At 64.4% G+C, this 23,983-nt stretch carries 23 protein-coding genes; 16 read left to right on the forward strand and 7 right to left on the reverse strand.

Annotated features, from left to right (window positions below; genetic code table 11):
* Positions 1-26: 26 nt before the first annotated feature.
* Genes ASE49_RS16590 through ASE49_RS16600 form a run of 3 tightly spaced genes read left to right on the forward strand, consistent with a single transcriptional unit; the run spans position 27 to position 3,159 of the window.
* Positions 27-1,877, forward strand: a complete 1,851-nt coding sequence (locus ASE49_RS16590) for an acetyl/propionyl/methylcrotonyl-CoA carboxylase subunit alpha (RefSeq protein WP_056775275.1) — start codon at positions 27-29, stop codon at positions 1,875-1,877.
* The gene (locus tag ASE49_RS16595) at positions 1,877-2,329 is read left to right on the forward strand and encodes a MaoC family dehydratase (RefSeq protein WP_056775114.1); all 453 of its coding nucleotides are present in this window, start codon (positions 1,877-1,879) and stop codon (positions 2,327-2,329) included. Before ASE49_RS16590 ends, ASE49_RS16595 begins: the two co-directional genes overlap by 1 nt.
* The gene (locus ASE49_RS16600) at positions 2,326-3,159 is read left to right on the forward strand and encodes an HpcH/HpaI aldolase/citrate lyase family protein (protein ID WP_056775116.1); all 834 of its coding nucleotides are present in this window, start codon (positions 2,326-2,328) and stop codon (positions 3,157-3,159) included. The genes ASE49_RS16595 and ASE49_RS16600 overlap by 4 nt, the downstream gene beginning before the upstream one ends.
* On the opposite strand, the gene ASE49_RS16605 is transcribed toward ASE49_RS16600, so the two are convergent.
* Complete coding sequence (locus ASE49_RS16605; RefSeq protein WP_056775278.1) at positions 3,156-4,175, reverse strand: endonuclease/exonuclease/phosphatase family protein; 1,020 nt, start codon at positions 4,173-4,175, stop codon at positions 3,156-3,158. The two genes, ASE49_RS16600 and ASE49_RS16605, sit on opposite strands and share 4 nt — an antisense overlap.
* Positions 4,176-4,490: 315 nt before the next feature.
* Between ASE49_RS16605 and ASE49_RS16610 the strand changes: the two genes are divergently transcribed.
* The 9 genes from ASE49_RS16610 (at position 4,491) to ASE49_RS16650 (ending at position 13,670) form a co-directional block, all read left to right on the forward strand.
* Entirely contained in the window at positions 4,491-5,084 is a 594-nt protein-coding gene (locus ASE49_RS16610) for an RNA polymerase sigma factor (protein ID WP_056775119.1), read from the forward strand.
* Positions 5,068-6,009: a FecR family protein gene (locus ASE49_RS16615; RefSeq protein ID WP_056775122.1), complete on the forward strand. Its 942-nt coding sequence runs from the start codon at positions 5,068-5,070 to the stop codon at positions 6,007-6,009. The genes ASE49_RS16610 and ASE49_RS16615 overlap by 17 nt, the downstream gene beginning before the upstream one ends.
* A gap of 85 nt (positions 6,010-6,094) precedes the next feature.
* Complete coding sequence (locus tag ASE49_RS16620) at positions 6,095-8,389, forward strand: TonB-dependent receptor domain-containing protein (RefSeq protein ID WP_235523033.1); 2,295 nt, start codon at positions 6,095-6,097, stop codon at positions 8,387-8,389.
* Entirely contained in the window at positions 8,376-9,122 is a 747-nt protein-coding gene (locus tag ASE49_RS16625) for a DUF2334 domain-containing protein (RefSeq protein ID WP_056775127.1), read from the forward strand. Before ASE49_RS16620 ends, ASE49_RS16625 begins: the two co-directional genes overlap by 14 nt.
* 61 nt (positions 9,123-9,183) lie before the next feature.
* On the forward strand, positions 9,184-10,347 hold the full coding sequence (locus ASE49_RS16630) for a glycosyltransferase (protein WP_056775130.1): 1,164 nt from the start codon (positions 9,184-9,186) through the stop codon (positions 10,345-10,347).
* A 46-nt stretch (positions 10,348-10,393) separates the two neighbouring features.
* Positions 10,394-11,344, forward strand: a complete 951-nt coding sequence (locus ASE49_RS16635; protein ID WP_442946034.1) for a hypothetical protein — start codon at positions 10,394-10,396, stop codon at positions 11,342-11,344.
* A 2-nt stretch (positions 11,345-11,346) separates the two neighbouring features.
* On the forward strand, positions 11,347-11,889 hold the full coding sequence (locus ASE49_RS16640; RefSeq protein WP_056775135.1) for a DUF2141 domain-containing protein: 543 nt from the start codon (positions 11,347-11,349) through the stop codon (positions 11,887-11,889).
* A gap of 4 nt (positions 11,890-11,893) precedes the next feature.
* Positions 11,894-13,054 carry a glycosyltransferase gene (locus ASE49_RS16645; RefSeq protein WP_056775138.1) on the forward strand — a complete coding sequence of 387 codons (1,161 nt, stop codon included), beginning with the start codon at positions 11,894-11,896 and terminating at the stop codon, positions 13,052-13,054.
* A gap of 49 nt (positions 13,055-13,103) precedes the next feature.
* On the forward strand, positions 13,104-13,670 hold the full coding sequence (locus tag ASE49_RS16650; protein WP_056775140.1) for a TMEM175 family protein: 567 nt from the start codon (positions 13,104-13,106) through the stop codon (positions 13,668-13,670).
* 16 nt (positions 13,671-13,686) lie between these two features.
* On the opposite strand, the gene ASE49_RS16655 is transcribed toward ASE49_RS16650, so the two are convergent.
* The 3 genes from ASE49_RS16655 to cysD all read right to left on the reverse strand — a co-directional run bounded on the left by ASE49_RS16655 (position 13,687) and on the right by cysD (position 17,428).
* On the reverse strand, positions 13,687-14,454 hold the full coding sequence (locus ASE49_RS16655; protein WP_056775282.1) for a 3'(2'),5'-bisphosphate nucleotidase CysQ: 768 nt from the start codon (positions 14,452-14,454) through the stop codon (positions 13,687-13,689).
* A gap of 23 nt (positions 14,455-14,477) precedes the next feature.
* A complete protein-coding gene (gene cysN, locus ASE49_RS16660) occupies positions 14,478-16,391 on the reverse strand; it encodes a sulfate adenylyltransferase subunit CysN (protein WP_056775144.1) in 1,914 nt (637 codons plus the stop codon).
* Positions 16,392-16,516: 125 nt separating this feature from the next.
* Positions 16,517-17,428, reverse strand: a complete 912-nt coding sequence (gene cysD, locus ASE49_RS16665; protein WP_056775148.1) for a sulfate adenylyltransferase subunit CysD — start codon at positions 17,426-17,428, stop codon at positions 16,517-16,519.
* Between the two features lie 85 nt (positions 17,429-17,513).
* Here cysD and ASE49_RS16670 point away from each other — a divergent pair, with 85 nt between their 5' ends.
* Positions 17,514-18,572 carry a helix-turn-helix transcriptional regulator gene (locus tag ASE49_RS16670; RefSeq protein ID WP_056775149.1) on the forward strand — a complete coding sequence of 353 codons (1,059 nt, stop codon included), beginning with the start codon at positions 17,514-17,516 and terminating at the stop codon, positions 18,570-18,572.
* Positions 18,573-18,580: 8 nt separating this feature from the next.
* On the opposite strand, the gene ASE49_RS16675 is transcribed toward ASE49_RS16670, so the two are convergent.
* A complete protein-coding gene (locus ASE49_RS16675; RefSeq protein WP_056775152.1) occupies positions 18,581-19,276 on the reverse strand; it encodes a FadR/GntR family transcriptional regulator in 696 nt (231 codons plus the stop codon).
* A gap of 226 nt (positions 19,277-19,502) precedes the next feature.
* On the opposite strand from ASE49_RS16675, the gene ASE49_RS16680 reads away from it, so the two are divergent.
* Genes ASE49_RS16680 through ASE49_RS16690 form a run of 3 tightly spaced genes read left to right on the forward strand, consistent with a single transcriptional unit; the run spans position 19,503 to position 22,353 of the window.
* On the forward strand, positions 19,503-20,642 hold the full coding sequence (locus ASE49_RS16680) for a Re/Si-specific NAD(P)(+) transhydrogenase subunit alpha (protein ID WP_056775155.1): 1,140 nt from the start codon (positions 19,503-19,505) through the stop codon (positions 20,640-20,642).
* A gap of 23 nt (positions 20,643-20,665) precedes the next feature.
* Positions 20,666-20,956 carry an NAD(P) transhydrogenase subunit alpha gene (locus ASE49_RS16685; RefSeq protein ID WP_056775158.1) on the forward strand — a complete coding sequence of 97 codons (291 nt, stop codon included), beginning with the start codon at positions 20,666-20,668 and terminating at the stop codon, positions 20,954-20,956.
* A gap of 5 nt (positions 20,957-20,961) precedes the next feature.
* Positions 20,962-22,353: an NAD(P)(+) transhydrogenase (Re/Si-specific) subunit beta gene (locus ASE49_RS16690; RefSeq protein WP_056775160.1), complete on the forward strand. Its 1,392-nt coding sequence runs from the start codon at positions 20,962-20,964 to the stop codon at positions 22,351-22,353.
* Positions 22,354-22,410: 57 nt separating this feature from the next.
* On the opposite strand, the gene ASE49_RS16695 is transcribed toward ASE49_RS16690, so the two are convergent.
* The gene (locus ASE49_RS16695) at positions 22,411-23,037 is read right to left on the reverse strand and encodes a glutathione S-transferase family protein (protein WP_056775163.1); all 627 of its coding nucleotides are present in this window, start codon (positions 23,035-23,037) and stop codon (positions 22,411-22,413) included.
* A 16-nt stretch (positions 23,038-23,053) separates the two neighbouring features.
* Positions 23,054-23,965: an oxidoreductase gene (locus ASE49_RS16700; RefSeq protein ID WP_056775165.1), complete on the reverse strand. Its 912-nt coding sequence runs from the start codon at positions 23,963-23,965 to the stop codon at positions 23,054-23,056.
* Between the last annotated feature and the right edge of the window lie 18 nt (positions 23,966-23,983).

Below are 23,983 nucleotides of genomic sequence, written 5' to 3' on the forward strand. Positions count from 1 at the left end.
TGGCGCAGGCAGGGAAAGATACCGGGATGGCGATACGCAAGCTGTTGATCGCGAACCGGGGCGAAATCGCCTGTCGCATCATGCGCACCGCGCGCGCGATGGGAATCGCGACGGTGGCGGTCTATTCCGATGCGGATGCTCATGCGCTGCATGTGCGCTCCGCTGACGAGGCGGTACACATCGGGCCCGCACCGGTGCGCGAAAGCTATCTTTTGGGGGAGCGCATCATTGCCGCCGCCAGGGAAATCGGCGCGCAGGCCATCCATCCCGGCTATGGGTTCCTTTCAGAAAACGCGCAATTTGCGCAAGCCGTCATCGACGCCGGGCTGATCTGGGTCGGACCCAGTCCGTCGTCCATCACCGCGATGGGCCTGAAAGACGCAGCCAAGGCTCTGATGCAGGCCGCCGGCGTGCCGACCACGCCTGGGTATCTTGGTGCCGACCAAAGCCCGGAGCGGCTGCAGGCCGAAGCGGATGCGATCGGCTATCCGGTGCTGATCAAGGCCGTTGCGGGCGGCGGCGGCAAAGGCATGCGCAAGGTCGATGCAGCCGCAGATTTTGCCGATGCGCTGGAATCCTGCCGGCGCGAAGCTGCCTCCAGCTTCGGCAACGATCAGGTGCTGCTGGAAAAATGGGTGACCAACCCGCGCCATATCGAGGTGCAGGTGTTCGGGGACAGCCATGGCAACGTGGTGCACTTGTTCGAGCGGGACTGCTCGCTCCAGCGCCGTCACCAGAAGGTGATCGAGGAAGCCCCCGCGCCTGGCATGGATGCCGCCACGCGCGAAGCGATCTGCCAGGCGGCGGTGCGTGCGGCCAAGGCGGTCAACTACGTCGGCGCGGGCACAATCGAATTTATCGCTGACGGGTCGGAAGGCCTGCGCGCCGATCGGATCTGGTTCATGGAAATGAACACCCGGCTGCAGGTGGAGCATCCGGTGACCGAGGCGATCACCGGGCAGGATCTGGTGGAGTGGCAATTGCGTGTCGCCGCCGGCGAACCTTTGCCCAAAGCGCAGGCAGACTTGTCCATCAACGGCTGGGCCATGGAAGCGCGGCTTTATGCGGAAGATCCGGCAAAAGGTTTTCTGCCCTCCATCGGCACGCTGGAGGTTTTCGAACCGGGCAAAGGCTGCCGCATTGATACGGGCGTTGTTACAGGTGCGGAAATCTCGCCGTTCTACGATCCGATGATCGCCAAGGTGATAGCGCATGGCGAAACCCGCGAAGACGCACGCGTGACGCTGGCCACGGCGCTGGACGATACCGCAATCTGGCCGCTCAAGACCAATGCCGGCTTTCTGGTAAAAGCGCTGGAGCATCCCGATTTTGCCGCCGCACGGCTCGACACCGGCCTGATCGCGCGGGCCGGCGATGCGTTGATGCCGCCGCCAATACCCAGCGACGATGCGCTGGCGGATGCGGCGGCCGCGCTGGTGGCGGGCGGACCGCTTACCGGCTTTCGTCTGAACGCCCCGCGGCGGCAGGAGGCGCGCTTCCTGCTGGACGGAGAGGCGGTGTCCATCCGCTTCGATCCCGATGCCGCGTCGGACGAAGAACCGTTGCACGACGTGCTGGTGGCGCAGGCCGGGCAGGTCTGGCGCGTCAGCGGCTGGCGCGCATCCGGCCCCGCCGGCGCGGAAGGCGGTGACGGCGCGATCCTCTCGCCGATGCCCGGACGCATCATCGCGGTTAGCGTAACCGCCGGGCAGACGGTGACCAAGGGGCAGAAGCTGCTAACCCTGGAAGCCATGAAGATGGAACACACGCTGGTAGCGCCGTTCGACGGCACCATCACGGTGCTGAACGCCGTGCAGGACGCGCAAGTCAGCGATGGCGCACTACTCGTGCGGATCGAGCGGCAGGAGGAAGCCTGATGGCCGGCAAGCCCTTCGATAAGTGGACCATAGGCGAGACGCTGGTTCACGAAATCCGGCGCACGGTGACGGAAACCGACAATCTGCTGTTCAGCACGATGACGCACAATCCCCAGCCTCTCCACCTCGATATAGAGGCGGCCAAGGCCAGTGAGTTCGGCCAGATCCTGGTCAACGGCACTTTTACCTTCGCGCTGATGGTGGGGCTGTCCGTCGGCGACACCACGCTGGGCACGCTCATCGCCAACCTGGGGTATGACAAGCTGGTGATGCCTGCGCCGGTGTTCATTGGCGATACCCTGCGGGCGGAAACCACGATCGAGGCGCTGCGGCCCAGCGGCTCGCGTCCTGGCGCTGGCATCGTCACGTTTGCGCATCGCTTGCTCAACCAGCGTGACGAAGTGGTGTGCCAGTGTCTGCGCATGGCGCTGGTGAAGGGCACCATGGCGTGAAGTTGCGCTCGCTGCTGTTCGTGCCGGGTGACCGCCCAGAGCGGTTTGCAATGGCCGCCGCCAGTGGCGCTGATGCGCTGATCCTCGACCTTGAAGACTCCGTCGCTCCGGAAAAGAAAGCGTTCGCCCGCGATGCGATAGCCGCGTGGCTTGGGCAGGATCGCACGATACCCGCTTTTGTTCGGGTCAATCCGCTGGACGGCACCGAGACCGCGCACGACCTTGCGGCGGCGTTACCCGCCCAGCCTGACGGACTGGTGCTGCCAAAAGCCGAAGGCTCGGCCAGCGTCACGGCGCTGATCGAGCGCGGCGGTGGGCAGGCTTTGCCGCCAATCCTGCCTATCGCGACCGAGACGCCTGCCGCGATCTTTCAACTGGGCACATATGCCGCCGTTGCGGACCATCTTGCTGGCCTGACCTGGGGGGCGGAGGATCTGCCCGCCGCCATCGGCGCGATGACCTCGCGCGAGGCGGACGGCAGCTACACCGCGCCATACGAAATGGTGCGCAGCTTGACGCTGTTCGGCGCCCATGCTGCCGGTTTGCCGGCGATCGAGACGGTATTTCCCCGCATCGATGCGCCCGATGCGCTTGCCGGGTATGTGGCGCGCGCCCGGCGGGACGGGTTTACCGGGATGATGGCGATCCACCCCGCCCAGGTCGATGCCATCAATCGAGGCTTCACGCCCACCCCGCAGGAGCTTGCCCGCGCCCGCGCGGTCGTGGACGCGTTTGCGGCGAACCCCGGCGTCGGTGCCCTGAAGCTGGACGGCCGGATGATCGACCGCCCGCATCTGGTGCAGGCCCGGCGCATCCTGGCGCTGGCTTAGCCTAGGGTGTAGTCCGCGATATACGGCGTATGATCGGACAAAGGCGTTCCGTTGTCCTGAAAGCCGACCGGCACCACGATGTTCTGCAACGACAATTCGCTGCCTGCGCCTGCCCGGAAGAACTGCTTGTCCTTCGCGCGTTTGCGAACCACAGCGAGCCCTTCGTTTACCGCGCTATCGCTGCGCGAGGCGGCAAGCTGGGTAGCTTCCACGCCGCCGTTGACGATGCCGCCATCGGCTGCAACGGCAGCGATGCGCTGCGGATCGTGCCCTATGTTGAAGTCACCGCCGAAGATCACGTCCGTGCCGGGCGCGACGTTGGCGTGGATGTAATCGCGCGCGGTCGCGATCTGGCGCATGTAGGCAGTGTCGGCACGGGCGATCTCCACCCCGGTTGCCGCGCGCGAATTGAGGTGCGTATCGGCAATGGCGATGGGTTGGGAATGGCCCGGAACCTGGATCCATGTCAGCAGCACCCCCTTGGACGCCAGGCAGTCGTAACCGGCACACATGTCGGCGGGAAACGCCATCCGGCGGGTCTGGACGATGGGATAGTCGGACAGGATCACCAGGCCGCTATCTACCCACTTGCCCACGCCTTCGCCCTTCAGCCAGGAATCCTGCGCGGCGAATGATTTGCCCGCCAACGAAGGATCGTTGGCCATGTCTCCCGCCTTCGGGCCCCATGCAACATAGGTATAGCCGGCCGCGCGCGCGATCGCCTTGGCTTGTCCGATGAACGCTTCCTGCAGCAGCACCACGTGTGGCTGTTGTCCGGTTTCTCGCAGCGCGCCCAGCCGCTGGCCGATTTGCGCCAGTTTGCCGGGGCGCCCGAATGCCGCGGGAAACGGCAGGCCCTCGACATTGTAGGTCATGACCGACAGCGTATTAGTGGGCTGCGTGGCGATCCTGGATATCGGCGCTGGGGCCAGATCGGCCGCCGGCGATGGCAGCGGCACGTTGAGAGCCAGGATTGCCGCTACGACGCCGAGGGTCGTGATGTGTAGACGCTTCATGAAGATACTCCCGCCATTTCCGATCATGAGACGCCGCGCGGTGTCTCGATCCGCACTTCAAAAAACTTTGTGCGGGTATTCACGGCCGAAGGAGTCATACCATTGACCCGCGCTTTCGCCGGGCCATTCACAGGGCGGCGGCACCGATGCAGACATTCACTACCCCGATCACCGCCCCAACCTGGACGCGCGCGCAGCCATGTCCCCGCAATACTTCCGGTATAGCGTGAGACGGCCATGACACGCCCTCTGCAATCTCGTACAGACCTGCTCCTGCTGGGGAAGGAGACCGGATTTGCACAAGGTGGACGCGCAATGACGTCGGACGGTCAGGAAGTGCCTGCCGACGCCGGATTGCGCCAGTTGTGTCTGTCGATGCGGATCGAACTGCGCCGCTTCCTGCTGGCGCGCCGGATCGGCGAGGCGGATGCGGAAGACCTGCTGCAGGATCTGTATCTGCGGGTGCAGGCCAGTGTAACCGGTCCCGTGCGCGCGCCGCGCGCGTACCTGTATCAGATGCTGAACAACATGGCGCACACCCGCCGCCGGACCGAACTGCGCCAACAATCGCGCGATGCGCACTGGCTTGATGCGCCGGCCGGGGCGGCAGGGCCGGACACGGAGATGGCCGACCTTGCGCCCGACCCGGAAACCTCGCTGCTGGCCCGCGATCACCTGGCCCGGGTTGAAGCCCGGCTTGAGGAACTGCCCGAACGCACAGCGCACGTGTTTCGCCAGTACCGGGTTGAGGGGGTGTCCCAAAAGGCGATCGCCAACGAACTGGGCATCAGTCTGAGCGCCGTCGAAAAACATCTGCAGCGTGCCTACAGTGCGGTGCTGGAGATCCGCAGCCGGCTTGATCCGGGCGCAACCGGCCGGACAGGAGGCACCGATGACAGGGCTCGCTGAGAATACCATGCGCGCAGAAGCGATCGCCTGGCACCTGCAACTGAGCAGCGGCGGAGATGCCGACTGGGACGGTTTCGCCCGCTGGCTGGAAGCCGATCCGCGCCATAATGACATGTACGAAGCGGTGTACGATGCCGATCAGGCGCTCGATCCCGTGGCCGAACTTGCTCGCAGCAGCCAGGAGCCTGCGTTTACGTGGTTCACCCCGATCCAGCCCAGCCGCGCCCGGCGCTGGAAGTGGCCGGGGATGGCTGCTGCTGCCGCGCTCGTCGCGTTTGGCAGCTGGGTGGGAACCGGCGGCCTCAACAGCGACTATGCGGTCAGCACCGCGCCTGGCGAAATGCGCACGCTGACGTTGTCCGATGGCACGCGCATCATGCTCAATGGCGGCAGCACGATCGAGCTGGACAAGAACGATACGCGCGTGGCTGAACTCAAGGCGGGCGAAGCGCAGTTCACTGTGCATCACGATGCCCAGCAGCCCTTCACCCTCACTGTGGGTGACCAGCGGATCGTGGACGAGGGAACCGTGTTCAACGTGCGTCGGGCGAAAAGCGCGCTGCGGGTCGAAGTGGCGGAAGGCGGGGTGCGCTTTGAAAATGGCGTCAACCGGCTGCGGCTAACCGCCGGGGATACTCTGGACGCGAGCGAAAGCGGCATTGTCGAGGGGGCCAAGGCTGTCAGCGATATCGGTGGCTGGACCCGCGGCAGGCTGGTTTATCGCGATGCGCCGCTGATGGAAGTCACCGCCGACATCACCCGCGCGCGCGGGATCGCCATCGAATTGGGACCGGACCTTTCCGACCGTCGCTTTTCGGGCGTTATTCAGCTTGATGGCGATGCCGCTACCCTGCAGAAGCGAGTCGGCGTTCTGCTGGGTTTGAAGGTGGCGGCAACAGCCGATGGATGGTCGATTTCGCGGTAAATGCCGGACGGGGGGATGGCTTCTTGCGTTTGCCTGCCTGGCCTTTGGAACATCTGCTCAAGCGCGATCGGACCAGCAGTTCACAGTGCAGGGTGGCCGGCTGTCCGATGCGCTGATCGCGTTTTCAGAACAGGCGAACATTTCCATCGCGATTACCGAGCCCGGCCTCGAAGCTGTGCGCACCAAGGGCATCAATGGCCGCTATGACGTGTCCGATGCACTTCAGGCGCTTCTGAAAGGGAGCGGCTATGCCTTTGTATTTGTTGATGCCCGCACAGTCCGTTTGGTCCGCAAAAGCGTGCCGGCTCCGCGCGCGCCTGCACCCGCGCCGGTAGCAGTCGCGCGCGCTGCCATCCCGCAACAGCCCCTTCCGCCCAGGCAAGGCCCGGACATCATCGTGATCGCCACCAAGCAGCGGCTGGGCCTGGCGACGTATCCGGCCAGCATCTCGGTGGTGGAACCGGACCGGGTGGAACTGGCGCGGGCAGGGGGGCAAGGCACCGCTTTCATTCTGGGCAAATTGCCGCAGCTGTCGTCCACAAATCTGGGGCCGGGGCGCAACAAGGTATTCATCCGCGGCATCGCGGACAGCAGCTTCAATGGGCCTGGTCAGGGCACCATCAGCCAATACTTTGGCGAAACGCGCCTGATCTACAGCGCGCCTGACCCTGACCTCGCGTTGTACGACGTTGGCCGCGTGGAGGTGCTGGAAGGGCCGCAAGGCACGCTGTACGGCGCGGGCACGCTTGGCGGCATCATCCGGCTGGTGCCCAATGAACCCGATCTGCAATCCACCCAGATCAGCGCCTCGGCCGGGTTGCGACTGACGCAGGAAGGCGAACCCGGCGGTGACGGCGCGCTGACGGTGAACCTTCCGCTGGTGAACGACACGCTGGCCGTGCGGGCCGTCGCCTACAAGAGCACCGACGGCGGCTACATCGACGATGCCGAGCGCGCGCTGCACGATATCAACCGCAACGAAAAGACCGGTTTTCGCGCGCTTTTGCGCTGGAAGCCGGATACGGACTGGACGGTCGATGTTACCGCCCTGACCCAGGACATCGACTCCCGCGACGGGCAATATACTTTGAAGGGCGAGCCCGATCTGGTGCGGCGTTCCGCCATCGCTCAGCCGTTCGACAACGATTACCGGCTTGCGGACGTTACGGTCCGGCGCGGCTGGGACGATGTCCAGCTGGTGTCCGCCACCGGCTATGCCAACCATGACATCAAGACCACCTTCGATGCCACGCCGATGACTTCGGGCGCCCCCCCGGTGGAGTTTACCGAAGACATCAAGGTGCGCCTGCTCTCTCACGAAACCCGCGTATCGGGCAGTCTTGGCGGTTCGGGAACGTGGATCGCGGGCATCAGCCTGGTAGACAACCAGGACCGCGTCGTGCGCCGCCTGGGTGACCCCGGATCGACGGCGTTGCTCACCAGCATCTCCAATTCCACCCTCGACGTCGCCGGATTTGGAGAAGCGGGGATTCCCGTGTCGCGCAATCTTGTCATGACCTTGGGCGGCCGGGTGAGCTACGTACACCAGACCAGCGAATTCATCGGTCAGAAGGTGCCGGAAGGCGAGGAGCCGGCCAGTACCCAGGCGCGCGTGCTGCCGTCCGCCGGGCTCTCGTGGACGCCGCGGCCCGGTCTGCTTATTTACGGCCGGTTCCAGCAGGGCTACCGTCCAGGGCAGTTGCAGGTCACCGGCTCGTCAAACTCGCAAAGCGCCGAGCGGTTTGGTTCCGACCGGATCAGCACCATGGAAGTGGGCCTGCGCTTCGGCATGGAGAAAGGCGCGCGCCTGTCCGGCAGTCTGGCCGCATCGCTGGCCTTATGGCGCGATGTGCAGGCCGATCTCGTCGGGCTGGACGGTTTGCCATACATCGCCAACATCGGTTCGGGCCGGGTCGAGAATCTGGCCGCGTCGCTGGCCTGGCATCCGGACGATTTCTTTTCTGTAGAGGCGGCAGGTTTCCTCAATTCGAGCGAACTGACCAGTCCTTCGGCCCAATACGGTGAGGAAACCGATCGCGATCTGCCTAACATCGCCGATCTGGGCTGGCGGGTAGCCGCCAAGTTCGATCGGCAGTATGCGTGGGCAAAGCTGACGCTGGACGCTGCGGTGCGCTATGTGGGCTATTCCAAACTTGCGATCAGCGGGCCGTTTGCGCTGGGTCAGGGCCGGTATTACGATGCGTCCACCGGTGCGCGCCTAGGCTTTCGCGGCTGGGGCCTGTCGATCGATGTCGACAATCTGCTCAACACGCGGGCCAACACGTTCTCTTACGGTAACCCTTTTTCGGTCACGCAAGGGCTGCAGCAAACGCCGATGCGGCCGCGCTCAATCAGGATCGGTATCGATGCGAACTTCTGACAGACGCCTGCTTGCCTCCATTCACGACGTGTCGCCCCGCTTCGAAGGCGAGGTGGATCGTCTGGCCGACCTTATCACACGGCGGCTCGGGCCTTCGCGCTATGCGATGCTGGTGGTGCCCGACCATTGGGGACAAGCGCCACTGTCCAACGCATCGGCGTTTCAGGCGCGCCTGCGCGCCTGGGCGGACTGCGGGATCGAGATGTTCGTCCATGGGTGGTACCATCGTGACACCTCCGATCATCAGGGCGCTGCCAGCCTGAAGGCGCGGCACATGACGGCGGGGGAGGGTGAGTTCCTCGGGCTCTCCTACGCCGACGCGCTGCAGCGCATGCGCGATGGCAAGGCTTTGGTGGAGGACGTGATCGGGCGGCCGGCAGCCGGATTCATCGCGCCGGCCTGGCTTTATGGACCGGGCGCGATGCAGGCGCTGGGCGAATGCGGCTTCGCGCTGGCGGAGGATCATTTCCGCGTCTGGCAGCCCGGCCACGAGGACACGCCGCTGGCGAAAGGGCCGGTGGTGACCTGGGCATCGCGCAGTACGATGCGCACCGCTTCCTCGCTGGCGTTCGCCGCCTTGGCGCGCACCGCGTTACAACCGCTGCGCACGCTGCGACTGGCGATGCATCCGGGCGATGTGACCAAGCCCTCCATCCTGAAAAGCGCCGATGCCACGCTGCACGCGTTCGCGGCTACGCACACTCCGGGCAGATACGCTGACCTGACGGAATAAAAATGTAACCAAGGCACGATATCGCGGTGCGGGTCCTGGCAGGGCCCGGAGTCACAGGGATATGACAGAGCCTTTGCGGATTGCGATACCCATACATAGCTTCGAGCCCGGTGGGGTAGAGCGTGTGGCTCTCAATCTGGCGGAGCACTGGCAGCGCAGCGGCCACGCGGTGACCATCGTGCTGGGCCGCGACGAGGGACCGGACCGGGGCCGTGCGTCCGCATCGCTTTTCTACAAACTCTACCCTAGCGCCGTTCCGACCGCACGGTTCGAGACCGTGTGGATGATGTGGTGCTTCGCGCGGTACCTTTCGCGCGAGCGGGCAGACGTGATCTTCTGCCCCGGAAACACTTACGCGGTGGTATGTGCAGCGATGCGGCTGCTGCTGGGTGACCGGTGCCCGCCGGTCGTCATCAAGGTCAGCAACGATCTGCTTCGCCGCGACACGCCGTGGATCGCGCGAGCGTGCTACAGCGTCTGGCTTCGCGCGCAGGGCATGATCTTCGAGCGGTTCGTGGCGCTGGCAGAACCCATGCACGGCGAAATCATGCAGGCGATGACCGTTGGCGCGCACCGGGTGGTCACGATCCATGATCCGGCGATGACGCGAAGTCGGTTCGAGAACCTCGCCGCCATCCCGCGCGTTCAGGCAGAGCGGCGCGGCTACCGGTTTCTGGCGCTGGGTCGTCTGGTTCCGCAAAAGAACCTGCCGATGCTGGTCCAGGCGTTCGCGGCGGGCTTTCGCCCTGGCGATACGCTGGCCATCGTCGGCGATGGGCCGGAACGGCCCAAGCTGCAGGCGCTGGTGCGCCGCTTCGCGCTGGACGATCAGGTGACTTTCGTCGGCCATGTCCTCGATCCTGATGCCTATCTGCGCGATGCCGACTGCCTGTTGCTCTCCTCCAATTACGAAGGCGTGCCCGCGGTCGTGCTGGAAGCCATCACGGCCGGCCTGAACGTCATCGCCACGGACTGCTCGTGCAGCATGGGCGAGCTGATCGGCCACGGCGCGCGCGGCCGGTTGATCCCGGTGGGCGATGTGGCGGGCATGGCACACGAGATCGCCCACGCGGACGAATTGCCCCATCTGGACGCCGCGCAGCGCAACTACGCCGCGCGCTACACGATCGAGGCCGCAGCGGGCGCGTATGTTGCCGCGATGCGCCGCGCGATCGCTTCAGCCCGCCAGATGCGGGTGATGATGGCTTCTCCCACGCTGCGCTGATCATGCACGGCCCGCACGTCATTCAAGTTTCAAGGAAACGGTAGTGATCCACAGAGCACCCCCAACAGCGGCAACGGCTATCGCCGCCGCGCCATCGGTGGATGGGCCTGCAATTCTGTTGCGCGCGCAGGACACGGTATCGTGGAAGCGGCGCACGGCGTTGCTGCCGGTACTGTTCTCGGCGCTGATCGGGCTGGGCGTTGTGCTGGAGCTGCGCGGCATGAACATGGCCAAAGTCCTGGCCATGGTCCCGCGCGACGCCGCATTCTGGGTGGTATTCGCGGTCAGCTATCTTGCCGGCCCTGCCAGTGAGTGGGTGATCTATCATCGGCTGTGGCGGCTTCCCATAGAAGGCTTTGCCGCGCTGCTGCGCAAGCTGGTGTGCAACGAACTGCTGCTGGGGTATCTGGGTGAGGCCTATTTCTACACCTGGGCCCGGCGGCGTGCGGAGATGACGGCGGCGCCCTTCGGCGCGATCAAGGACGTGTCCATCCTGTCCGCCATGGCCGGCAACGGAGTGACACTGCTCCTGCTCATCGCGCTGTGGCCGATGCTTGGTTCGATCCACGTCGGGCTGGAAAACCGGGCGGTGCTGCTGTCGTTGTGCGTGGTGCTGGCCACGTCGATGGTGGCGATGGCGTTTCGCCGGCGGATATTTTCGCTGGACCGGGAAACCCTGACCTTCATAACGGGCATGCACCTTGGCCGTATCGTCGCCACCACGGTGCTGTCCGCCGTGCTGTGGCACATGGTGCTGCCCGGCGTGCCGGTGAACGCCTGGTTGCTACTTGCCACCTTGCGCCTGCTGATTTCGCGCCTGCCGTTCATCCCCAACAAGGACGTGGTGTTTGCCGGCGTCGCCGTCTTCACGCTCGGCCACGAGACGGACATCGGCGCGCTGATGACGATGATGGCCTCGGCGATCCTGCTGGTGCACCTGCTCGTAGGCTTGGCGCTGGTGGTCTCCGACCTGCTGCGCCGCGCGGTGCGGGTATGACCATGCGCTGGCATATCCCATGCCTGCTGGCGGCAGGCCTAATCGCCTCCTCTTCGGTCTTTGCGGCGACGATCCCGTCCTCGCCCGAGTTGGGGAAGAAGGAAGCGCAATGCCGACGTGACGAGCATGGGCCGTCCCTGCTCGTCAATGTGCTGGGTCTGAAGGACCGTCAGGGCAACCTGAGGCTCGAGGTCTATCCCGCCAACGACGATGATTTCCTGGCCGACGACAACGCGCTGGTCGGCGCTGGAAAGGTGTTTCGCCGGGTGGAAGAACCCGTGCCGCAAACCGGCAACGTGCGGTTGTGCGTGCGGGTGCCCGGGCCCGGCACCTATGCGGTATCCCTACTCCATTCGCGCGATGGCAAACGCAAGTTCAGCTGGACCATCGATGGGATAGGCTTTTCCGGCAATCCGCGACTGGGGTGGAGCAAGCCCAAGGCCGCCAGGGTGGCGATTACCGCTGGTTCCGGCCCAACGCCGATTTCCATCGTCATGAATTACCGCAGCGGTCTTGGCATGAGCCCGCTGAAAGTGAAGGGCTGATCCTTTGAAGATCGTCGACGTTTGCGCTTTCTACAGCCCCCACGGTGGCGGTGTGCGTACGTATATCGAGCAGAAGCTGCTGCTCGGCCCGCAGCTGGGCCACGAAATCGTGGTGATCGTGCCGGGCGAGAAGCACGAGACGATCGAGCGCGGCCCGGGCGCGCGCATCGTGACCCTGCCGAGCCCGCGCTTTCCACTGGATCGCAAGTACGGCTACTTCGCGGATGAGCCAGCGCTGCATGCCGCGCTCGACGCCGAGCACCCCGACGTTGTGGAAGTGTCCTCGCCCTGGCGGAGCCCCTCGATGGTGGCGCGCTGGCAGGGTAGCGCGCGGCGCAGTCTGGTCATGCACGCGGACCCGCTGTCGGCTTATGCCTACCGCTGGTTCATGCCGGTGCTGTCGCGCTCGTACATCGATCGCGGGTTCGAGCGGTACTGGGACCATCTTCGCCAGCTTGGCGGGGCATTCGACATGACGATCTGCGCGAACCACGACCTTGCGGCGCGGTTGCGCGAAGGTGGCGTTGCCGGCGTGCAAGTCCATCCCCTCGGCGTGGAGACCAGCGTGTTCACGCCTGACCGGCGCGATCCGCAGCTGCGCGCCCGACTGCTTGCCCTGTGCGGGCTGGACGAGACCGCGTGCCTGCTCGTCGCTGCCGGGCGGCTGGCTCCGGAAAAGCGCTGGCCGATGGTGGTGGATGCCGCCGCTGCGGCCAGCCTGCGCTCGCCAGTGGGTCTCGTGCTTTTCGGGGAGGGCCGCGAAAAGCGGGCGATCCGCGCCGCGATCGGCGGCAATCCTCACGTTCGGCTGTTCGAGCCTGAGCGCAACCGTGACGCATTCGCCGCGATCCTGGCGAGCGCCGACGCGGTCGTACACGGCTGCGAGGCCGAAACGTTCTGCATGGTAGGCGCAGAAGCGCGCGCCAGCGGCACGCCGGTGATTGTGCCGGACAGCGGCGGTGCGGCAGATCACGCCCGCAACGGCGCCGGAATGACCTTCAAGGCCGGCAACCGCTTCGCCCTGACCAACGCCATCGTGCGGTTCAGCGAGGATCCCATCCGCACCCGCAACGCAGGTGGGGTGGTCAGCAACCGCGAACATTTTGAGGCGCTGTTCGCCGCGTACACAATGCCCCAGTCGCACCGCCGGTTGGCCTCTATCTAAAGCGCATGCCCCCGTTGGCCGCGCGTCGATTTCGCGGTAGACGGGGGCGATGAACCCCGGACGACTGGCAGCTTTTACCGACGGCGTGGTCGCCATCATAATCACCATCATGGTGCTGGAACTGAAGGTGCCTTCCGGGGGAAGCCTGCGCGATCTGGCAGGTAGCGCGCCAGTGCTGCTGGCTTACGCCCTTAGCTTCATCAATGTCGGGCTGTACTGGAACAACCATCACCACTTGATCCATGCCACCGAAAAGGTCAGCGGCGCGGTGCTATGGGCCAACCTGTTCCTGCTGTTCTGGCTCAGCCTCGTCCCCTTCGTGATCCGGTGGCTGGATGAAAGCATGTTCGCTGCCGGCCCTACCGCCGCTTATGGCATCGTGCTGGGCATGGCGGCGGTTGGATACAGTTTGACCGAACGCGCCATCATCGCCGCAAATGGCCGTAACTCGGCAGTAGCTCTTGCACTTGGCGCCGATCGCAAGGGCTGGCTCAGCCTGGTCCTGTATGGGATGGCGGTCCCGCTGGCGTTCGTCAGCCGATGGATCGCACTGGCACTTTATCTCACCGTCATCGTCATGTGGCTGGTGCCGGACCGGCGGTTTCAAAAGACCTGAGCGCGCGGGCAGCCGATCAGGACCCCGCGCCCGGACGCTGGAGCGTTGGCGGGACTTCGGCGATCAACGCCAGCACTTCAGGCGCGTGTTCCTGCCGGCAGATCAGCAGGTCGGGCAGGTACACGTTAGCCTGATTGTAGACCAGAGGCGCGCCGTCGATGCGCGAACAATGCAGGCCATGCGCCAGCGCCACTGCAACCGGGGCCATCGAATCCCATTCATACTGGCCGCCCGAATGCAGGTAAATGTCGGCCTGACCCAGGATGACCGCCATCGCCTTTGCACCGGCAGACCCCATCGGCACCAGTTGCGCGCCCAGCTTTTCGGCCACGGCGATCGCTTCCGGCGCAGGCCTGGTGCGCGACACTACCATGCGCAACTGCGGCGGCGCGGGTGGCACCGGCACCGGTTGGTCTGAACGCAGCACGATGCCGCCCTCGAAGCCAGGCAGCGCCACCGCGCCGATCGCCGCCACGCCATCGATCGCCAGCCCCACATGCACCGCCCAGTCGACCCGCGCCTCGCCATATTCGCGCGTGCCGTCGACCGGATCCACGATCCACACGCGTGACTTGGCCAACCGCTCGGCGTTGTCTTTTTCCTCCTCGGACAGCAGGCCATCATGCGGACGAGCCTCGCGCAGGGCGTGGCACAAGAACTGGTTGGCCGTCTGATCTCCAGCCTTGCCCAGCGCTTTCGGGCTGAACAGGCCGGCATCGCGCACGTCGATCAGGATGCGCCCTGCTACATGCGCAAGATGGGCCGCAAGCGCGGCATCGCTAATTGCGATGGCATCGGCAGGCGCGCTCACGGGATCAGCCTGGCAACGATCGCGTCAGCGGCCTCGTCCGGTGTCATGCCAGCCGTGTCGATGCGGATTTCCGGGTCCAGCGGGGCTTCGTAGGGACTGTCGATGCCGGTGAAGTTCTTGAGCTGGCCCGACCGCGCCTTCTTGTAGAGGCCCTTCACGTCGCGCGCCTCCGCATCGGCGAGTGGGGTGTCGATATGCACCTCGATGAACTCGCCGGGCTGCATCATCTGGCGGACCATCTCACGCTCCGAACGGAAGGGCGAGATGAACGCGGTGATCACGATCAGGCCGGCGTCGGTCATCAGCTTTGCCACCTCGCCCACACGGCGGATATTCTCGACCCGGTCGGCGTCGGTGAAGCCCAGATCTTTGTTCAAGCCATGGCGCACATTGTCGCCATCGAGCAGGAACGTATGGCGGTTCATCCGCGCCAGCCGCTTTTCGACCAGGTTGGCGATGGTCGATTTGCCCGCGCCCGAAAGCCCGGTGAACCATAGCACAGCGGGCTTTTGATGCTTCATCAGCGCATGATGCTCACGCGAGACGTCGGTGGCCTGCCAGTGGACGTTCTGGGCGCGGCGCAGGCTGAAGTGCAGCATGCCAGCCGCGACCGTCGCGTTGGTGATCTTGTCGATCAGGATGAAGCCGCCAAGGGTCCGGTTCTGCGCATAAGGCTCGAACACGATCTGCCTGTCGGTAGACAGGTTGGCGACACCGATGGCGTTGAGATCCAGCGTCTTGGCCGCCAGCTGTTCCATCGTGTTGACGTTGATCTGGTATTTGGGCTGCTGCACGGTGGCGCTGACCGTTTGAGTACCGATCTTGAGCCAGTACGCGCGGCCGGGCAGCATCTCCTCATCCGCCATCCACACGATGGTCGTCTCGAATTGATCGGCGACCTGCGGCGGACTGTCGCTGGCGGCGATTACGTCACCGCGCGAGCAATCGACCTCGTCGGCAAAGCACAGCGTGACGGATTGGCCGGCGACCGCCTGTTCCAGATCGCCATCAAGCGTGACGATGCGGCTGACGGTGCTGGTCTTGCCCGAAGGCAGCACCCGCACCGCATCGCCGACCCGGACCACGCCAGCAGCGATCTGCCCGGAAAAGCCCCGGAAGTCGAGATTGGGACGGTTGACCCACTGCACCGCCATGCGCAACGGCTTTTCCTGGTCGGACACCTGATCGACCTCCACGGTCTCCAGATGTGCCATCAGGGTGGGGCCGGTGTACCACGGGGTATGTTCGCTGTGCGCGGTGATATTGTCGCCCTTGAACCCCGAAATCGGGATCGGCGTGAAGGATGTGATGCCGATCGAATGCGCGAAGGCGGTGTAATCCTTCAGGATCGCGTCATAAACCGACTGATCATAATCGACCAGGTCCATCTTGTTGATGGCCAGCACGATGTTTTTGATCCCGATCAGGTGCGCCAGATAGCTGTGGCGGCGGGTCTGGACCAGCACGCCTTTGCGCGCATCGATGAGGATGACGGCAAGGTCCGCGGTGGATGCGCCGGTCACCATGTTGCGGGTATACTGTTCATGGCCCGGGGTATCGGCCACTATGAACTTTCGCTTTTCGGTGGTGAAGAAGCGATAGGCGACGTCGATGGTGATGCCCTGCTCGCGCTCTGCGGCCAGGCCATCGACCAGCAGTGCGAAGTCGATCTCCTGCCCTTGCGTGCCCACCCGCTTGCTGTCCGCCTGCAAGGCTTCCAGCTGATCCTCGAAGATCATCTTGCTGTCATACAGCAGCCGCCCGATCAGCGTGGACTTGCCATCGTCCACCGACCCGCAGGTGATGAAGCGCAGCATCGTCTTGTGCTGGTGCACATCCAGGTAGGCGTCGATATCCTCGGCGATGAGGGCGTCGGTCTTGTAGATGGGATCGGTTACAAGGTCGGTCATTGTTATGGTTCCGTCATGCCGGCGCTGCCGGAATTTGCGGGATCTGGATCGAAAGCCGGGGTCTGCGCAAAGCATCCACCTGAAGGTTCAGGACCTAAAAAAGCGGCCCACGACCTGTTTCGAGCTCAGAAATATCCCTCCTGCTTCTTCTTTTCCATGCCCGCGCCGCCCGCGTCCTTGTCGATCGCGCGGCCCTGCCGCTCCGACGTCGTGGTCAGCAGCATTTCCTGGATAACCTGCGGCAAGGTCGCCGCCTCGCTTTCTACCGCGCCGGTCAACGGATAGCAGCCCAGAGTGCGGAAGCGGATCGAACGTTCCACGGGCACTTCGCCCGGCGCCAGCGGAAAGCGGTCGTCGTCCACCATCAGCAACATCCCGTCGCGCTCCACCGTCGGGCGCTTGGCGGCGAAATACAGCGGTACGATCGGCACATCGTTCAGGTGGATGTACTGCCAGATGTCCAGCTCGGTCCAGTTACTGATCGGGAACACGCGAATGCTCTCGCCCTTGGCCTTTCGGGCATTGTAGAGGTTCCACAATTCGGGCCGCTGGTTCTTGGGGTCCCAACCGTGCGAGGCGGTGCGAAACGAGAAGATGCGCTCCTTGGCCCGGCTCTTTTCCTCGTCACGCCGGGCTCCGCCAAACGCTGCGTCAAAGCCGTAGAGGTTGAGCGCCTGCTTCAACCCTTCGGTCTTCCACATGTCGGTGTGCAGCGCGCCATGATCGAACGGGTTGATGCCCCGGTCCATCGCTTCCTGGTTGCGATAGACCAGCAGTTCCATCCCGCTCTCGGCGGCCATCCTGTCGCGCAGCTTGTACATTTCCTGGAACTTCCAGGTGGTATCGACGTGCAGCAGCGGGAAGGGCGGCGGCGAGGGATAAAAGGCCTTTCGCGCCAGATGCAGCATGACGGCCGAATCCTTGCCGACCGAATACAGCATCACCGGCTTGTCCGCCTCGGCCACGACCTCGCGCAGGATATGGATGCTCTCGGCCTCCAGTCGTTCGAGGTGCGTCAGAGTCTGTGCGTTGACCACTCGTCTCTCCTAAATCACGCCGGGTCCGGTAGCAGAAACGTTTCCGATACTGGACCTCCCATATGGTAGGGTTTAGGTTAATGTCATGCGGCCGGACGACAGCACTCTCCTCACAGCATTGCACCAGGGGGTGTTCGACCAGCCCTTGTGGGCGGGCTTTCTCGACAATCTGCGGGCGCGCACGGGTGCACACCATGCAGCCCTGCTGCTGCGCCCGATCGGCGAAAACACGCTGGTTCAGCTGTTTTCCGGCAATTTGCTCCCGCCGCCCGTGCAGCGCCTTCTGCGCGATGCTGCCGATGCTGATCGCGCGCCGGGTCGCCAGATGCGCGAAGACAGGGTTTATGCGCTGCAAGAAATGCTCGACCAACCCCGCGCGCTGGAGGCCCAACTTGAGGGTCGGATCATGCGGATTGCGGAGCGTGGCGGGCTGGATGCGTGGCTGTGCTGCATCGGCGGTCGCGAGACAAGCTGGGCGGTGGTGAGTGCATTGCTGACGGACTTGGCGTCGCATGTGCGCGTGGCGTTGCGCACGTTCGTGGCGCTGGAGCGGCAACGCTTCGACCCGGCGCTTTCATCCGAAGCGTACAGGCCACTCGATTACGGTTGGGCCACGCTTGACGGGCGTTGCCGTATCGTTGACTCCAGTGCGGGCATGGGCCGGTTGTTTCAGCGATCGCATGCCCTGCGGCGGGGGCGGTATGACCGGCTGACCCCGGCATCGCCGGCGGCGGATCGCGAACTGACCGCCTTGGTCAGACGCTTTGCCGAGGACCCCGAGGCCAGACCGCGCGCGATCACGCTCAGCCGCGATCCGCTGATCGACATGTTGGTGCGGCCGATCCGGAACCGCTCGCCGTCCACCAGCGCGTCGCCGATAGCCATCGTCTATGTCAAAGCGGATCGCTGGTCACATGCGGACCGATGCACCCAGCTGGTGGATCTGTTCGGCCTTTTGCCCAGCGAAGCGCGGCTGGCATGGGCAATTGCGCAGGGGCAGTCGATCGCGCAAGCTGCCGCCGATCTGGGCCTCACAATCGAGACGGCGCGCAACTATTCCAAGAAGATCTACGCAAAGACCGGATCGCGCGGACAGGCGGATCTGGTCCGCCATATCCTCACCAGCATGCTGGCGCTGGCCTGACCGGGCAATCAGATGGACGCGTCGAGCCGCTGCATGATCTCGCGGCGCCGGCGCTGGGCTTCGAACCGGGCGCGTTCCGGGTCGCCATCCAGAATGGCGGCGATGATCGCGCGCCGCTCCCGCTGCCAGCGCAGCGTGCCCTCTTTCCCGCCATAGACAGGGCCGCGCGGATATTCGGCGTAATGATGGACGGCAACGCGCGATAACAGCTCCATCAGGGGGCGATCCACCAGCAAGTACAGAATATCGAGCATACGTTGATCGAAATCGCCGCGCTGGCGTGCCGTGTTGCGCTCGCCGATCGATTCGGCGAGCGCCGCCAGCTGTCCCAGCAGCGCTTCGTCAGTGCCGCGCGCGGCGGCGGCCATGAGTTCGCAATCCAGCAAGGTGATGATGTCGATCGCCTCGGGGTGCGCCGAATGGTGCAGCGCCAGGAACCCGGAAATGGCGCGGCTCAGCCCTTCCGCAGCCGGACGCGTGCCGTAATAGCCGCCGCCGGGCCCCCTGCGAACCTGCAGAAAGCCTTCGTGCTCCAGCACACGCGCCGCCTGTTGTACGGTGACGATCCCCACGCCCAATACCTTGGCGAGATCGGGCAGGGAGCCGATCTGGGCCTCCGGCGGCTGCGCGAGGATCATTTCCCGCAGCCTTGCCACAGCCGCGTTGACCAGACCTTCTCGGGAATTGTGCTTGCGAATGCTCATCGTGCTCCTTCGAACTGGCGGGAATGCGTCCATAGCCGCTTTCGAAGCAAAATGGCATCGCAGCAGCGATCGACGAATTACATGCATGTTAATGGTCGCCCTATCACTTATCAGACTTTACCTCGGGGGATTATAATGGATAATGGGCCTATTAAAGGGCTGGAGCAAAGCCGAGCCTGTTGGAACCGCAGCGCGGTGACGACAGCCGTCGTTTGGGGAAGATGCAGTGAAAATCGGCATTTTAAGGGAATTCACGCCTGGCGAGCATCGCGTTGCGACCACGCCGTCGGCGGTCACACGCTTTACGAAGCTGGGCGTTGCGATACTGGTCGAAGCCGGTGCGGGACAGCGCGCCGGTTTTCCCGACGATGCGTACACGGCGCAGGGTGCAACGATCGTTTCGCGCGACCAGGCGCTTGCCGCTGATGCCATCCTGACCGTTCGTCCGCCCGCGCCCGCTGACATTGCCGGCATCCGGGCCGGCACCAGGCTGATCGGCGGCCTTGCGCCCTATGCCGATCCGGCGCGTCTGGCCGCCTATGCCGACCTTGGCATCGCGGCGATGGCGCTGGAACTGCTGCCACGCACGACCCGCGCGCAGGCGATGGATATCCTTTCCAGCCAGGCTAACCTCGCCGGCTATCACGCGGTTGTGCGTGCTGCCACCCAGCTCAACCGCTGCCTGCCGATGATGACCACCGCTGCCGGTTCCATTCCTGCGGCCAAGGCGTTCGTCATGGGCGTGGGCGTTGCCGGCTTGCAGGCCATCGCCACCGCCCGCCGGCTCGGCGCTATCGTCTCCGCCACCGACGTGCGGCCCGAAACGCGCGAACAGATCCAGTCGCTCGGCGCCAAGCCGATCTTCGAGGAGATCGGCGAAGGCGACGAGATTACTGCGGCGAGCGGCGGCTATGCCGGCGAGATGAGCGAAGCCTACCGCCAGCGCCAGGCCGCGCTGGTCTCTGGCCATATCACCAATCAGGACATCGTCATCACCACCGCGCTGATCCCCGGTCGCGCGGCGCCGTGCCTTGTCAGCGACGCGCAGATCGCCGCGATGAAGCCGGGATCGGTGATCGTCGATCTCGCCGCTGAAAATGGCGGCAATGTCGAAGGTGTCGTTGCAGGCGATATGGTCGAGCGGCACGGCGTGATTATTATCGGCCTTACCGATGGTGCATCGCGCATGGCAGTGGATGCGTCCAACCTTTTCGCGCGCAACTGCTACAATTTCATCGAGGCATTCTGGGACAAGGGCGCCAACACGCTGGCGATGCCGGCGGAGGATGCCCTTGTCGAAGCCACGCTGCTGACGCGGGACGGTCGGATCGTGCATCCGCGCTTCGCCCAGCCAATCGCCGCCTGACGATCCTGCGGGGGGACACATACATGACCGCGCTCAATCCAGACTATCTGTTCGTCTTCATCATGGCGGCCTTTCTGGGCTTCCAGCTGATCAAGAAAGTATCGCCGCTGCTGCATTCGCCGCTGATGTCGCTGACCAACGCGATCGCCGCTGTGGTGATCGTGGGGGCCATCGCCGTCACCGGTGGGGCGGGGGCGACCCCGCTCGCCAAGACGCTGGGGTTCATCGCCGTGTTCTGCGCGACGGTGAACCTGGTGTCCGGCTTCATGATCACCGACCGCATGCTCAAGATGTTCAAGCGGAAGGGGAGCTGATCGCCGTGGACGCATTCATTCCCTTCGCCGCCATCGCCGCATCGGCCCTTTTCATCCTGTCCCTGATGTGGATGAGCCACCCCAGCACAGCGCGGCGCGGCGTGCGCGCGGGCGAGATCGGCATGGCCATCGCCATCGTCGGCGCGCTCGTCCAGCATGAGGTGGTCGATTACCACCTGATCATCATCGCGATGATCGCGGGTTGTGCCGTCGGCATACCGATGGCGCTGCTGATGCCCATGACAGCGATCCCGCAGCGCACGGCCATGTCCCACGCCTTTGGCGCGCTGGCCGTCGGCCTGATCGGCGCGGCTGAGTTCTACAAGCACGCCCAGCCGCAGTTTGCCGGCGGCTTCGTTCTGTGGGCGCTGATGTTCGAAATGCTGCTGGGCTTCCTTACGTGCACAGCATCGGTCGTCGCTTTCGGCAAGCTGCAGGAAATCCTGCCGACCAGAGCCATCGTGTTTCCCGGCCAGCGCATCGTCAATGGCCTGGTCGCACTGGCAACCGTCGCGGTCGCGGCCACCCTCGCGCTCGATCCCACGCAGACGTATCTGTTCCCGGTGTTCGTGGGGCTGGCGCTGCTGTTCGGCGTGCTGCTGGTCATCCCGATCGGCGGCGCGGACATGCCCACTGTGATCGCGCTGCTGAACAGTTATGCCGGGCTTGCCGCATCGGCGATGGGCTTTGCGTTGGGCAACAAGCTGCTGATCGTGGCGGGCGCGCTGGACGGCGCATCGGGCTTCATCCTGGCGCTGGTGATGTGCAAGGCGATGAACCGCAGCTTCGCCAACGTGATGTTCGGCGGCTTCGGCGCCGTGGCGGCCAGCAGCGCGGGCGGGAAGGACGACCGCGTCGTACGCTCCGCCTCGGCCGAGGAAGCGGCGCTGCAGATGGAAAACGCCTCCAGCGTCGTCGTCATTCCCGGATACGGCATGGCGGTGAGCCAGGCGCAGCACAAGGTCAGCGAGCTGTATCAGGCGCTGACCAAAAAAGGCGTGGACGTGAAATTTGCGATCCACCCCGTGGCGGGCCGCATGCCCGGCCACATGAACGTGCTGCTGGCCGAAGCCAACGTCCCTTACGAACAACTGGTCGAACTGGACGACATCAACCCGGACATGCCGCAAACGGACATCGCACTGATCATCGGTGCGAACGACACGATCAACCCGTCCGCGCGCGACGATCCGGGCAGCGCGATCGCCGGCATGCCGATCATTGAGGCGGACCGCGCCCGCTCGGTGTTCATCATCAAGCGCTCGATGAACGCCGGCTTCGCGGGCATCGACAATCCGATCTACTACAACGCCAACACGCAGATGCTGTTCGGCGATGCAAAAGACATGGTCGGCGCCATCGCCAAGGAACTGTCGGGCGGCGGATCGGGCCACTGAGCACGCGCCAGGCAGCGGGCCGTCGCGCAAATACCCGCGGCGCCCGCGCCGTTCTCATCACGTCAATGGAATTGCAAACTCCGGATCGGCTTTCGCCATGGCGCGCTGGAATGCCGGGCGCTCGCCGATACGCTGCAGATACGCCAGGATATTCGGGTAGGGCGCCATGTCACGGGGCGCAAATACGCGCATCGTCGTCAACGGGAACAGCGTCAGGATGTCCGCCGCAGTGAAGTGCGGCCCGGCCAGATAGGGTGCTTCGCCCAGCCGTGCTTCGACTTGATCGTAGGCATTGTCCAGGCGCGCGCCCAGCGCGCCGAGGTCCGTGCCGGTCATGTGTGCCACCAGGCTGAGCATCCCTGCCGGCATGAACGAGCCGTTGGCGAAATGGAACCAGTAGAGATAATCGGTGTAGTGCGGTTGACCCGGCGCGATGCTGAGCCGGCCTCCACCATACGTTGCGATGATGTATTCGATGATCGCTGCGGATTCGCCCAGCACCAGATCGCCGTCGGTGATGACAGGGGCGGTGCCTGATGGCGACAGCGCCTTGTAATCGGCAGGTGCAAGCCGGCTCTGAGGGTCGCGCTCGTAGTGTTTGAGCGCGTAATCTATGCCCAGTTCCTCACAAAGCCAGACGATCCGGTCGGACTGCGAAATGCCCAGATGATGGACGGTCAGCATCGCTTTTATCTCCTGTTTATGATGTCAACATAGTCGACGGATCAATTCCGGTCATCGCCACTGACATGTCCCATAGCCGTTTTCCGATAGCAGGATCGCGCGCCGCCTGGCTGAGTTTGGCCGGACCCGAAGGCCCGCGCCATTCGCCAATACCCGTTGGACCATAATACCCCCCCGGCGTTACCGGCCCGGCAGCAGCGTGCAAGGTCGGCCATGCGCCCATCGCGGCGGTGTTGATGAACGGCTTGGCGACCGCAAACAACAGCGCCTCGAACCCCAGATGCCGCATCAATTCGGTGGAGGCGATACCCGGATGGCAACCGACCGCGGTGACTGGCGATCCCGCCGCGCGCAGCCGCCGGTCCAGTTCCACCAGAAACGCCGCATTGGCGAACTTGCTGGCGGCATAGCGGACATATCTGCCATAGTGCCGATCGGCATTGATGTCGTCCCAGTCGATCCGCCCGGACTTGTGGGCAATGCTGCTGGTGACGACCACGCGCGAACCAGGCCGTTCGGCAAGCTTGGCCAGGATAAGCCCTGTCAGCGCAAAACATCCCAGATGATTGACGCCGAACTGCAGTTCGTATCCTTGTGCGGTGCGCGATAGCGGCGGCATCATCACCCCGGCGTTGTTCACCAGTACATCGATATGCGGCTCGTCATTCACGATCTGCGCCGCGCGCTTCACGCTATCGAGATCGGCCTGGTCAAGCGGCAGGAAGCCAAGATCGGCGCCATGCACGTGCGCGCGGATGTTCGCCATCGCCGCCATCGCTTTGGTCTCATCACGGCAGGCCAGCACTACCCGCGCACCCTGGCGCGCCAGCACCAGCGACGTGCGATAGCCCAGCCCGGCATTGGCGCCCGTCACGACAAAACATTTGCCGGCCTGCTTGCCGACATTCGTGTCCGTGAAGCCGCCCATGCATCGCCCTCCTTTTAT

The organism is Novosphingobium sp. Leaf2, assembly GCF_001421325.1.
GTDB lineage: Bacteria > Pseudomonadota > Alphaproteobacteria > Sphingomonadales > Sphingomonadaceae > Novosphingobium.

Excerpts from the sequence above, each read along its gene's own strand:
- ASE49_RS16590 (WP_056775275.1), top strand. The coding sequence starts at position 27 with ATGGCGATACGCAAGCTGTTGATCGCGAACCGGGGCGAAATCGCCTGT.
- ASE49_RS16595 (WP_056775114.1), top strand. The coding sequence starts at position 1,877 with ATGGCCGGCAAGCCCTTCGATAAGTGGACCATAGGCGAGACGCTGGTT.
- ASE49_RS16605 (WP_056775278.1), bottom strand. The coding sequence starts at position 4,175 with ATGAAGCGTCTACACATCACGACCCTCGGCGTCGTAGCGGCAATCCTG.
- ASE49_RS16610 (WP_056775119.1), top strand. The coding sequence starts at position 4,491 with ATGACGTCGGACGGTCAGGAAGTGCCTGCCGACGCCGGATTGCGCCAG.
- ASE49_RS16615 (WP_056775122.1), top strand. The coding sequence starts at position 5,068 with ATGACAGGGCTCGCTGAGAATACCATGCGCGCAGAAGCGATCGCCTGG.
- ASE49_RS16625 (WP_056775127.1), top strand. The coding sequence starts at position 8,376 with ATGCGAACTTCTGACAGACGCCTGCTTGCCTCCATTCACGACGTGTCG.
- ASE49_RS16630 (WP_056775130.1), top strand. The coding sequence starts at position 9,184 with ATGACAGAGCCTTTGCGGATTGCGATACCCATACATAGCTTCGAGCCC.
- ASE49_RS16640 (WP_056775135.1), top strand. The coding sequence starts at position 11,347 with ATGCGCTGGCATATCCCATGCCTGCTGGCGGCAGGCCTAATCGCCTCC.
- ASE49_RS16650 (WP_056775140.1), top strand. The coding sequence starts at position 13,104 with ATGAACCCCGGACGACTGGCAGCTTTTACCGACGGCGTGGTCGCCATC.
- cysN (WP_056775144.1), bottom strand. The coding sequence starts at position 16,391 with ATGACCGACCTTGTAACCGATCCCATCTACAAGACCGACGCCCTCATC.
- ASE49_RS16670 (WP_056775149.1), top strand. The coding sequence starts at position 17,514 with ATGCGGCCGGACGACAGCACTCTCCTCACAGCATTGCACCAGGGGGTG.
- ASE49_RS16675 (WP_056775152.1), bottom strand. The coding sequence starts at position 19,276 with ATGAGCATTCGCAAGCACAATTCCCGAGAAGGTCTGGTCAACGCGGCT.
- ASE49_RS16685 (WP_056775158.1), top strand. The coding sequence starts at position 20,666 with ATGACCGCGCTCAATCCAGACTATCTGTTCGTCTTCATCATGGCGGCC.
- ASE49_RS16695 (WP_056775163.1), bottom strand. The coding sequence starts at position 23,037 with ATGCTGACCGTCCATCATCTGGGCATTTCGCAGTCCGACCGGATCGTC.
- ASE49_RS16700 (WP_056775165.1), bottom strand. The coding sequence starts at position 23,965 with ATGGGCGGCTTCACGGACACGAATGTCGGCAAGCAGGCCGGCAAATGT.